The sequence below is a fragment of the Luteibacter sp. genome (genome assembly GCF_009912395.1).
Classification (GTDB): domain Bacteria; phylum Pseudomonadota; class Gammaproteobacteria; order Xanthomonadales; family Rhodanobacteraceae; genus Luteibacter.
The window spans coordinates 383,512-393,600 of sequence record NZ_WNDO01000002.1; the positions used below are offsets into that span (position 1 = coordinate 383,512).

Here is a 10,089-nt window from a genome sequence, read left to right on the forward strand (position 1 = left end):
CTCAGACGTTACCCTGTTCCGGTGGCCAGTGGGCGTTGATTTTCTTGATCCGGCCGACGAGGTCGCGCACCTCTTCGTTACGGTCGTGGATGCGTTTTTCCTTGGCCGCCTTCTGGGCCGCGAAATCCTCGTTGGTGCCCAGCACGGCCTCGTGGACCAGGCGGCAGCTCTCGTCCGCATGGGCGGCACGGGAATGAAAGCCCAGCCGATCGGCAATGATTTCCATGCGTAGCCCCGGGTGCGCCTGCTCCATGGTACGTGCCCGGACAGCGAAGAACTGCTGCCATTCGCGCTCGGGCGCGCCGCTCAGGATGGCCTCCACGCGGGGGATGTCGGGGCGGTCGAACTGTTCGCTGTCGTCGATGGCTTCGAACGATTCGATCTCGATCCAGTCTCTGCTGGCCATGGGAAATCCTGCGGTGGGAGGGCGCGCGATTCTTCGCCGGAGCATGTGGAGGAAACGTCGCGGCTTGCGTTCGTGGCGTCTTTCGGCATATACGGACGCGTGCTCTCCCCATCCTTCAAGGAGTTCCAACCCATGCGCTACCTCGTCATCGCCGGTGCCGTGCTGCTCGCCGGCTGCGCCACTCAGAACGAGCGCCACGTCGGCATCCACGACGTGCTCTCCAGCACCACCTTCTCCAACCAGTCGCCGGGCGATGGCGACGCCACGCTGAACATCGTCCGCGAACAGGGCCTGTGGGGCGCCGGTTGCTCCAGCGCCGTCTACCTCGACGACAAGGCCGTGGCGGACATGGAGATCGGCCAGCAGCTCGTGCTGCACGTGCCGTCGGGTACCCGCAAGCTCAGCGTGCAGCCGCACGGGGCCTGCTCGGCCGAGCGTCTCGACGCCGACGCCACCCTGGGCCAGGGCGAAACCCGTACCTTCACGATCCCCGCCAGTGGCGAGGGACTGGCCGCCCAGGCCGCTCCGAAAGCCTGACAGGGCTTGTTTTCAGGGTCGCGGTGGCGCAGGATCGTACGTGTCGCCGCGACGTGAAGAGGAGCCCTTATCGTGCACCGACGCATCGTTGGCCTGTACTCCGTTGAAGTCCGTACGCTGAAATCGGCGGGCGGCACCTGGAAGTCGGCCTATATCGTCGAACCCGCCGCCCACGCGGGTCCGCGCGATTTCGTGATGATCTCCCTGCTCGAGGAGTTCGTCGACGAGCGCGCCGCCGTCGATGCGGCCATGGATCGCGGCGTGAAGCACGCCGACTGGCTCGAGAACAGCCGGGCCCCGATCCCGGGCTGACGTGACCGCCACGCCCACCGCGCCGTAACGCCTCCACCACGATTCGCCGCCTAGCTTCCTCCTACGGGCAATGCCGCCCGATACCCGGGATGGACGCTTGCCGCACACGACCCTCTACCTGCCTTTCACCGCGTCGCCTCGTGGCTCGTGGAACGTCCGCCGGAACGCCGACCTGGTCGGGCAGTTCGCCACGCGGGACGAAGCCATGCGCCACGCGCTCTCGCTGGTCGAATCCATCGGCGCCCATGTCGGCGAACCGGTGGAGCTGAAGGTGGAGGACGAGGACGGCACCTGGCATCTCGCCGAGGTGCCCGAGGGCCCTGGTCGCAGGATCTGAGACGGCCCCGGGTCATAAGACGCATCCGTTCGTGCCGGATGCCTCCATGGCCGCCTACCTCAAAGCCCTGCGATCCACCGAGTCCGACGCGGCCTTGGCGACCCATCACGACGGTCAGACGCTGGCCCAGCGCCTCAGCGCGAAATACGGTGACCGGGTCTGTTCGGCGTTTACGGTGTTCGGCAGGGAGGGGCGTTTCGCGCCCTTGCCCGAAGATTTGCCTGAGGGCCTCGCCACCGCTTTGCGTGCCCGTGGGATCGAGCAGCTTTACAGTCATCAGCAGGAGGCCTGGGACGCGGCGCGTGCCGGGCGACACGTGCTGGTCGCTACGCCGACAGCGTCCGGCAAGACACTCTGCTACACCTTGCCGGTGATCGCCTCCGCGCTCGAATCCGGAGCGCGTGCGCTTTACCTGTTCCCGACCAAGGCGCTGGCGCAGGATCAGGTGGCCGAGCTGCTCGAGATCAACCGGGCAGGCGACCTTGGCGTGAAAGCCTTCACTTTCGATGGCGATACGCCGGGCGAGGCGCGTCAGGCGATCCGGCTGCATGGCGATGTCGTGGTGAGCAACCCGGACATGCTGCACCAGGCGATCCTGCCGCATCACACGAAGTGGGCGCAGTTCTTCGAGAGCCTGCGCTACATCGTCATCGACGAGATCCACACGTATCGCGGCGTCTTCGGATCGCACCTGGCGAACGTGCTGCGGCGGCTCAAGCGTATCTGCGCGTTCTATGGCGTGCGTCCCCAGTTCGTGCTGTGTTCCGCCACCATCGGCAATGCGGTGGAACATGCGCAGGCCCTCATCGAGGACGAGGTGTTCGCGGTGACGCAAAGCGGCGCACCCAGCGGCGACAAGCACGTGTTGCTGTGGAACCCTCCCGTGGTGAATCCCGACCTGGGATTGCGCGCGTCGGCGCGGTCGCAGACCAACCTGATCGCCCGCGTGGCGATCAAGGCGAAGATGAAGACCCTGGTGTTCGCGCAGTCGCGGCTCATGGTGGAAGTGCTCACCAAATACCTCAAGGATGTCTTCGACCACGACACGCGCAAGCCGCCGCGCATCCGTGCCTACCGCGGCGGCTACCTGCCGACGGAGCGACGCGAGGTGGAGCGGGAGATGCGCGCCGGCAACGTCGATGGCATCGTGTCCACTTCGGCGCTGGAGTTGGGTGTGGATATCGGTAGCCTCGATGCCGTGGTGCTCAATGGCTATCCGGGCTCCATCGCGGCCACGTGGCAGCGCTTCGGCCGCGCAGGGCGCCGGCAGCAGCCTTCGCTGGGCGTGCTGGTGGCCAGCAGCGCGCCGCTCGACCAGTACCTCATGCGCCATCCGGCCTTCCTCACCGAGGCCAGCCCCGAGCATGCACGCATCCAGCCCGACCAGCCGCTGATTCTTCTCGATCACATCCGATGCGCCGCGTTCGAACTGCCCTTCGTCGATGGTGACCGTTTTGGTCCCGACGATGCGGGAGCCTACCTCCAGGTGCTGGCGGAGTCCGAGGTGCTGCATCGCGAAGGCGATCGCTGGGAGTGGATCGCCGACAGTTATCCGGCCAACGCGGTCAGCCTGCGTTCGGTGGCCGACGGTAATTTCGTGGTGGTCGACCGCACGGAAGGCCGGCAGACGATCATCGCCGAGGTGGATTACTCGGCCGCCGCGCTCACGTTGTACGAAGGCGCGATCCACATGGTGCAGTCGGTGCCGTACCAGGTGGAGAAACTGAACTGGGATGGCCGTAAGGCCTACTGCACGCGCACGCGCGTCGATTACTACACGGACGCCATCGACTACACGAAGCTCAAGGAGCTGGAATGCTTCGATGGCACGCGGGCTGGCGAGGGCAGTGCGCGCCATGGTGAAGTGCACGTGGTCCGGCGCGTGTCGGGCTACAAGAAGATCCGTTACTACACGCACGAAAACATCGGATACGGCCCGGTGAGCCTGCCGGACCAGGAGCTGCACACCACGGCGGTATGGTGGCAATTGCCGCAGACGGTGCTCGACGAGGTGTTTCGCTCACGCCAGCACGCGCTGGATGGATTCCTCGGTGCGGCGTATGCGCTGCATGTCGCCGCCGTCGTCGCGGTGATGGCGGAGCCTCGCGATCTGCAGAAGGCCGTCGGCTCTGGCGATGGCGGCTGGTCGGCACAGGTGGATACGGCAGGCCGTGGACAGTTGCGTGCGGCCGATGGCGGCCTCGCCTCGCCCGACATGCTCGAGCGTTTCCTGCCGACGGTGTATCTCTACGACAACTTCCCAGGTGGCGTGGGCCTGAGTGAGCCATTGTTCGTTCGCGCGCGGGAACTCGTGCGCAGCGCGCTGGAGACGGTGCGTGGATGCGAGTGCAAGGCCGGTTGTCCCGCGTGCGTAGGGCCGGTCCTCGCGGCCGACGAACATCGGCAGGAAACGCCCAGGGCTCTCACGGTGAAGGTGCTGGAACTGCTGGGGGCGGAAGGGTGAGCGATCTCGCCTCGAAACTAGCGGCGCTCCGTCGGCAGGCGGGGGCGCCGATCGGAGGGCGTCCTGTAAGACCCGTTGCGCCACCGAAGGCGTCCGTGGATCTCGACGCGTTACGACGCATGGCCGGCGTGCGGGCGCGGCTCGGCTTGCCACGCACACCCGCGCGCGCCGTGGAACGCGAGGTGCCGGGCGAGGAGATCGCGCCGGGGCTGCGTTACCTCGAGCAATCTTTCGCATGGCCGGAGGCTCCCGAGGTCTTCGACCTGACCTTTGCCCGGCTCACGCAGGCGCACCGTGGGCAGCTCATGCATTTCGACACGGAAACCACGGGTCTTGCCGGGGGCACCGGAACGCGAGCCTTCATGATCGGCGTCGCGGACTGGCGGGACGATCGTCTCCGCGTACGCCAGTTGTACATGACGACCATGGCGGCGGAAACCAGCATGCTGCGCACGTTCGCCGGGTGGGTCGACGACGATACGGTGCTGGTGAGCTACAACGGAAAATCCTACGACGCACCGCTGCTGGCGACACGGTTTCGCCTGGCACGCATCACCAACCCACTGGTGGGGCTCGTGCATGTCGATCTGCTTCATCCGATGCGTCGACGCTATCGGCAGGTGTGGGAAAACTGTCGCATGCAGACGGCCGAGCGGCATCTTCTGCGCATTGTCCGTGAAGACGACCTGCCGGGATCGGAGGCGCCACGTGCCTGGCTCGATTACCTGCGAGGGGGCTCATCGACGGATCTGGTGCGCGTGGCGGCGCACAACCTGCAGGACGTGCGCAGCCTCAGCGCACTGTTGGTGGAAGCCCATGGCTGGGCGGCCCTCGACATGGCGTCTTCGCCGCCCGGTAACGAAATCTCCACGCCAGCGCGCGCAGGCTGACCCACGCATCGACGCGGTGTCGAGGAGGCATGAGGCATGAACGAGCAGAGCACGTTGACCAAGCCTTGCGATCACGACGGTTGCGGCTGCCAGATTCCCATCTCGCGGGACTACTGCAACGAGGCCTGCCGCATGGCGGCGGAAGAACAGAACGTGGGCTCGACGTGCGAATGCGGCCACGCCGCCTGCCAGCAGCTCCATCATCATCACTGATCGGAAGCACGGCCATGACCAACGACGGCAAGCAGGACACCCCGGGCTACAAGGAAGACAACCCGAAGCCCTCGCACGGCAAGCCAAAGGTGCCGGGCGAGGGACATCCGAAAGAGCACCAGAACATGCCGAAAGACAAGCCAGGTAAGCAAAACGGCTGAGGTTCCGGCATCTGTAGGAGCGGGCTTGCCCGCGACCCCTCAGGATCGCTATCGCGACTGATGCAATGCGATTCGTTGTGCGAGAGGCTTTCGCGACCTCGAATCGCGAGCAAGCTCGCTCCTACAGGCGTAGGCAAACTTGCCTCACGGGCATTTGTAGGAGCGGGCTTGCCCGCGACCCCTCAGGATCGCTATCGCGACTGATGCAATGCGATTCGTTATGCGAGAGGTTTTCGCGCCCTCGGATCGCGAGCAAGCTCGCTCCTACATGGTTGTGTGGCCTTGGCCTCAGGCTGCTTTGCGCAACAGCCCGCTGATGCCGGCCACGGCGTTACCGATGGCGGCAGTCTTCTGCTCGTCACCGCGCGACACGCCCTCGGCGCGGACGAATTCCACATCGGTGACGCCGAGGAAGCCGAGCACGGCGCGCAGGTACGGTTCCTGGAAGTCCATGGCCGCTGCCGGGGTGCCGTCGGCGTAGATGCCACCGCGCGACGATGCGATGATCACGCGCTTGCCGCCCGCGAGGCCTTCGGGGCCGGCGGCGGTGTAGCGGAAGGTCTTGCCAGCGACTGCGATACGGTCGATCCAGGCCTTCAGCGAGCTGCTGATCGAGAAGTTGTACATCGGGGCGCCGATGACGACGACATCCGCCGCCAGGAATTCTTCCATCACCGCGTCGCTTTCGGCAGCGGCAGGATCGTTCTCGCCGGCGGGCAGGGCCCAGTGGCCGAGCGGGGTGGCGTGGAGGTCGCGGTAGGTGACCTCGAGGCCCGGATGGTTCCGGGTGAACTCGGCGACGATGGCCGAAGTCAGGCCGCGCGACACGGAATAGGCGCCCAGGGCACTGGCATCGATATGCAGGAGTTTCATGGGGTTAGACCTCTGTCGGGACCGCGTTGGCGGGATAGAGGAGACGATACGCCGGCAACAATCCCGTGATTAGTCGGCTTGCGGTAGACTGATTGTTTCCAGACAGAAACGACCAGGACATCCGATGGAAGGCGCCCTCCAGGACCTGAACGACTTGTACTTCTTCGCCTCCGTCGTCGAGCACGGCGGTTTCTCGGCCGCCGGCCGGGCATTGGGCGTACCCAAGTCACGTCTGTCCAAGCGCATCGCGCAGTTGGAGGATCGCCTCGGCGTCCGCCTGCTCCAGCGCACCACGCGGCGTTTCGTGGTGACGGAGATCGGCGAACGCTTCTACGCGCACTGCCGAGCGGTGCTGGAAGAGGCGAGGGCAGCCCAGGACGCGGTCGACGAACTACGCACCGAGCCCCGCGGCGTCGTCCGCGTGAGCTGCCCAATCTCGCTCGCGCAGAACGTCCTCGGCCCGATGCTGCCTGCCTTCATGCTCGAGCATCCGAAGGTGCAGATCCGCATGACCGCCACCAATCGCCGCGTGGACCTGATCGGCGAGGGTTACGACGTCGCCATCCGCGTGCGTGAAAAACTCGACACCGACGCGACACTCGTCCTGCGCAGCATCGGCTACGCGCGCAACCTGCTGGTCGCCAGCCCCAAGTTCCTCGACAGCAACGGTCGCCCGAAGACCCTGGAAGAACTTGCGCTCCTGCCCGCGCTGTCGATGTACGAGCACGAAGGCGCGCAGGTCTGGGAGCTGGTGGACGCCAGCGGCAAGAAGGCCGCCGTGGAAGTGAAGCCACGCCTGGTCAGCGGCGATTTCTCCGTGCTGATCTCGGCGGCCGTGCAGTGCTGCGGCGTGGCGCTGATTCCGGAAGATTTCTGCGCCCCGATGATCGCCAACGGCATCCTCGAATGGGTGCTGCCCGAGTACACCACCGCGCAAGGCACCCTGCATTTCGTCTACCCCAGCCGACGCGGCCTGCTGCCGGCGGTGCGCAGCTTCGTTGACTTCCTGGCCGAGCGCCTGCCCAAGGCCCAGGCCGAGTTTCACAAGGACTGCGACCGCCTTGGCCGGCAGCCGCAGGACGCGGGCGCGATCAAGCTAGCCCGCATGTTAGGATCGGACCATCCGGCGGCGTTTGGCCGTCCAAACGAATAAAGGCGTTCGATGCAACTCGAAACCAAGCTCCCCAAGGTCGGCACGACCATTTTCAGCGTCATGAGCCAGCTCGCGCTGGAGCACAAGGCGGTCAACCTCGGCCAGGGCTTCCCGGATTTCGAACCGCCGGAAGCACTGCGCGAGGCCATCACCCGCGCCATGGCCGAAGGCAAGAACCAGTACGCCCCCGGTGTCGGCATCGCGAAGCTGCGCGAGCAGATCGCGCTGAAGACGGAGCGTCTGTACGGCCATCGCGTCAGCCCGGATACCGAGGTCACCGTCACCTCCGGTGCCACGGAAGCCTTGTTCTCGGCCATCGCGGCGGTGGTCCGTGCCGGCGACGAGGTGATCGTCTTCGACCCATGCTACGACAGCTACGAGCCCGCCATCGAATTGCAGGGCGCCACCGCCGTGCATATTCCGCTCACGTTGCCGGCCTTCGCCATCGACTGGCAGCGCGTGCGCGATGCGATCACGCCGAAGACGCGCGTAATCCTGATCAACTCGCCGCACAATCCGTCGGGCGCCGTGCTGACCCGCGCCGATCTCGACGAACTGGCCACCATTGTGCGCGACACGAACATCGTGGTGCTGTCCGACGAGGTCTACGAGCACATCGTGTTCGACGGCGCCGAGCACCAGAGCGTGCTGCGCCACAAGGAATTGGCCGAGCGCAGCATCGTCGTCTCGTCGTTCGGCAAGACCTACCACTGCACCGGCTGGAAGGTCGGCTACGCCGTGGCGCCCAAGGCGCTCACCGCCGAATTCCGCAAGGTGCACCAGTACCTCACCTTCTGCACCTTCAATCCGGCGCAGTGGGCGTTCGCCGAGTTCCTTGAGTCCTCCCCGGAGCACTACCTGGAACTGCCCGCCTTCTACCAGGCCAAGCGCGACAGCTTCCGTAAGCTGCTGGCACCGTCGCGCCTGAAGCTGCTCGATGTGCCGGGCGGTTACTTCCAACTCGTCGACTACAGCGCCATCCGCGATGTCGACGACATCAACTTCAGCGAGTGGCTGGTTCGCGAGGGCGGTGTCGCCGCGATTCCGCTCAGCCCGTTCTACGAGACGGCGCCAGACACGCGCCTTGTGCGCCTCTGCTTCGCCAAGAACGACGCCACCATGGAAGCCGCCGCGGAGCTGCTGTGCAAACTCTGACCGTCTCCCTCATCCAGGGCGCCACGCTCTGGCACGATGCCCCGGGCAATCGTGAGTACTACGGGCGCCTCGTACGCAACGCGCCGAAGAGCGATCTCATCGTGTTGCCGGAGACCTTCCTCTCCGGCTTCACCAACGACACGCTCGGCAACGCCGAGACGATGGATGGCGAAGGCGTGGCTTGGTTCCGCGCGCTGGCGGCCGAGGTCGGCGCCACGCTCACCGGCAGCCTGGTGATCCGCGAAGGCGACACCGTGTACAACCGTCTCGTCTGGGCATCGCCCAACGGGGAGCTTGCGTATTACGACAAGCGCCACCTGTTCCGCATGGCCGGCGAGCACACCCGTTATGGTGGTGGCAGCGAGCGGCTCATCGTGGAGCTGAAGGGTTGGCGCATCCTGCCGCAGGTCTGCTACGACCTGCGCTTCCCGGTCTGGCTGCGCAACGGTCGCAAGGAAGACGCCGCGGGTGGCATGGACTACGACCTCGCGCTGTTCGTGGCCAACTGGCCGTCACCGCGCCGTCAGCCCTGGCGCACGCTGCTGCGCGCCCGGGCCATCGAGAACCTGTCCTATGTGATCGGCGTGAACCGCGTCGGCGTGGATGGCAACAATCACCCTTACGCGGGCGACAGCGCCATCATCGATCCGGTCGGTGAACCGCTGATCGAACTGGGACCGCAGGAGCAGGTGGTCACGGTGACGCTCGATCCGGCGCCGCTGCTCGCCCACCGCGAGCGCTTCCCGGCGTGGATGGACGCAGACCGCTTCGCGCTGGACCTCCAGGCCTGACGCCCCTTCGGTAGGAGGCGCGACTCACCCACCCTTGTAGGAGCGCGCTTGCGCGCGATCCCGCGTAGCGGCCAGGTTGCCCGCTGTCGCGGGATCGCGCGCAAGCGCGCTCCTACAGAGGTGGCGGTAGTTACTTGGCTGGCTGGAAGGGCAGTACGGGCCCGATTTTGGCAACCTTTCGCCAGGCCGCCAGCTTGTCTTCGATACCCTGGCCGATCGCGATCTGCGGCTCGGAGGGCGTTACGGCATCACGCTTTTCCCACTCAGCGATTTCGCCCGCGGCCTTGCGGAAGGCGGCGACGAAATCCGGCGTGGCATTGAGGCCATCCACCAGCCATGCGTGACCGAAATAGGTGATGTCCGAATCGGCACCGCAGCCGAACGAGGTGCGGTCGGTGCGCGCCGAGGTGAGCACCAACGTGCCTGGGCCCTGCAGCTTGGGCACGAATCCACCGGAATAGCAGGCGTTCACCACCACGACCTTCCAGCGGAACGGGCGCTTGGCGAGGATATCGGTGAGGCCGTCGACATCCAACTGGTCGAGCGGAATCGGGTCCATGTCGACCAGTAGCGAATGATCGCTGCCGCCATGCGTGGCGAGGTAGACGAAAAGGATGTCCTCACGGGGATCCATCACGTGCGCAAGACCGTCGAGCGCGCCCTCGAGGTTTGATCTTGCCCCCGTTTCACGGACACCCCTATAAGCGATTAACTATCGCAATAGGAGGTGGACGATGACCAAGAGCAAGGCAGGCAGAAAGGGGCAGGAGTTCAGCCTGGAGTTCAGGCAGCAGGCA

Annotated in this window: 13 protein-coding genes; 10 read left to right on the forward strand and 3 right to left on the reverse strand. The window is 65.7% G+C overall.

Features of this window, described 5'->3' with window-relative positions; genetic code table 11:
* Position 1: 1 nt before the first annotated feature.
* Positions 2-406: a hypothetical protein gene (locus GAK28_RS04220; protein ID WP_291775477.1), complete on the reverse strand. Its 405-nt coding sequence runs from the start codon at positions 404-406 to the stop codon at positions 2-4.
* A 132-nt stretch (positions 407-538) separates the two neighbouring features.
* Here GAK28_RS04220 and GAK28_RS04225 point away from each other — a divergent pair, with 132 nt between their 5' ends.
* The 7 genes from GAK28_RS04225 to GAK28_RS04255 all read left to right on the forward strand — a co-directional run bounded on the left by GAK28_RS04225 (position 539) and on the right by GAK28_RS04255 (position 5,320).
* A complete protein-coding gene (locus GAK28_RS04225; RefSeq protein WP_291775479.1) occupies positions 539-943 on the forward strand; it encodes a hypothetical protein in 405 nt (134 codons plus the stop codon).
* A 72-nt stretch (positions 944-1,015) separates the two neighbouring features.
* Entirely contained in the window at positions 1,016-1,255 is a 240-nt protein-coding gene (locus GAK28_RS04230) for a hypothetical protein (protein WP_291775482.1), read from the forward strand.
* A gap of 97 nt (positions 1,256-1,352) precedes the next feature.
* Positions 1,353-1,592: a hypothetical protein gene (locus tag GAK28_RS04235; protein WP_291775485.1), complete on the forward strand. Its 240-nt coding sequence runs from the start codon at positions 1,353-1,355 to the stop codon at positions 1,590-1,592.
* 46 nt (positions 1,593-1,638) lie between these two features.
* Entirely contained in the window at positions 1,639-4,056 is a 2,418-nt protein-coding gene (locus GAK28_RS04240) for a DEAD/DEAH box helicase (protein WP_291775488.1), read from the forward strand.
* A gap of 95 nt (positions 4,057-4,151) precedes the next feature.
* Complete coding sequence (locus GAK28_RS04245; protein WP_291775491.1) at positions 4,152-4,946, forward strand: ribonuclease H-like domain-containing protein; 795 nt, start codon at positions 4,152-4,154, stop codon at positions 4,944-4,946.
* A gap of 36 nt (positions 4,947-4,982) precedes the next feature.
* Positions 4,983-5,159: a hypothetical protein gene (locus tag GAK28_RS04250; RefSeq protein ID WP_291775495.1), complete on the forward strand. Its 177-nt coding sequence runs from the start codon at positions 4,983-4,985 to the stop codon at positions 5,157-5,159.
* A gap of 14 nt (positions 5,160-5,173) precedes the next feature.
* The gene (locus GAK28_RS04255; protein ID WP_291775498.1) at positions 5,174-5,320 is read left to right on the forward strand and encodes a hypothetical protein; all 147 of its coding nucleotides are present in this window, start codon (positions 5,174-5,176) and stop codon (positions 5,318-5,320) included.
* Positions 5,321-5,608: 288 nt separating this feature from the next.
* On the opposite strand, the gene GAK28_RS04260 is transcribed toward GAK28_RS04255, so the two are convergent.
* Positions 5,609-6,193 (reverse strand): FMN-dependent NADH-azoreductase, encoded by a 585-nt coding sequence (locus tag GAK28_RS04260; RefSeq protein ID WP_291775501.1) that lies wholly within the window; start codon positions 6,191-6,193, stop codon positions 5,609-5,611.
* 124 nt (positions 6,194-6,317) lie between these two features.
* Here GAK28_RS04260 and GAK28_RS04265 point away from each other — a divergent pair, with 124 nt between their 5' ends.
* Genes GAK28_RS04265 through GAK28_RS04275 form a run of 3 tightly spaced genes read left to right on the forward strand, consistent with a single transcriptional unit; the run spans position 6,318 to position 9,292 of the window.
* The gene (locus GAK28_RS04265) at positions 6,318-7,346 is read left to right on the forward strand and encodes a LysR substrate-binding domain-containing protein (RefSeq protein ID WP_291775504.1); all 1,029 of its coding nucleotides are present in this window, start codon (positions 6,318-6,320) and stop codon (positions 7,344-7,346) included.
* A gap of 9 nt (positions 7,347-7,355) precedes the next feature.
* Entirely contained in the window at positions 7,356-8,501 is a 1,146-nt protein-coding gene (locus GAK28_RS04270; RefSeq protein ID WP_291775507.1) for a pyridoxal phosphate-dependent aminotransferase, read from the forward strand.
* On the forward strand, positions 8,489-9,292 hold the full coding sequence (locus GAK28_RS04275) for an amidohydrolase (protein WP_291775509.1): 804 nt from the start codon (positions 8,489-8,491) through the stop codon (positions 9,290-9,292). Before GAK28_RS04270 ends, GAK28_RS04275 begins: the two co-directional genes overlap by 13 nt.
* Positions 9,293-9,422: 130 nt before the next feature.
* Here the strand turns inward: GAK28_RS04275 and GAK28_RS04280 are convergent, their stop codons facing one another.
* Positions 9,423-9,926, reverse strand: coding sequence for a C13 family peptidase (locus tag GAK28_RS04280; RefSeq protein WP_343161840.1), 504 nt, complete (start codon positions 9,924-9,926; stop codon positions 9,423-9,425).
* Positions 9,927-10,089: the final 163 nt, after the last annotated feature.

Excerpts from the sequence above, each read along its gene's own strand:
- GAK28_RS04270 (WP_291775507.1), top strand. The coding sequence starts at position 7,356 with ATGCAACTCGAAACCAAGCTCCCCAAGGTCGGCACGACCATTTTCAGC.
- GAK28_RS04240 (WP_291775488.1), top strand. The coding sequence starts at position 1,639 with ATGGCCGCCTACCTCAAAGCCCTGCGATCCACCGAGTCCGACGCGGCC.
- GAK28_RS04260 (WP_291775501.1), bottom strand. The coding sequence starts at position 6,193 with ATGAAACTCCTGCATATCGATGCCAGTGCCCTGGGCGCCTATTCCGTG.
- GAK28_RS04225 (WP_291775479.1), top strand. The coding sequence starts at position 539 with ATGCGCTACCTCGTCATCGCCGGTGCCGTGCTGCTCGCCGGCTGCGCC.
- GAK28_RS04255 (WP_291775498.1), top strand. The coding sequence starts at position 5,174 with ATGACCAACGACGGCAAGCAGGACACCCCGGGCTACAAGGAAGACAAC.
- GAK28_RS04280 (WP_343161840.1), bottom strand. The coding sequence starts at position 9,926 with ATGGATCCCCGTGAGGACATCCTTTTCGTCTACCTCGCCACGCATGGC.
- GAK28_RS04220 (WP_291775477.1), bottom strand. The coding sequence starts at position 406 with ATGGCCAGCAGAGACTGGATCGAGATCGAATCGTTCGAAGCCATCGAC.
- GAK28_RS04250 (WP_291775495.1), top strand. The coding sequence starts at position 4,983 with ATGAACGAGCAGAGCACGTTGACCAAGCCTTGCGATCACGACGGTTGC.
- GAK28_RS04265 (WP_291775504.1), top strand. The coding sequence starts at position 6,318 with ATGGAAGGCGCCCTCCAGGACCTGAACGACTTGTACTTCTTCGCCTCC.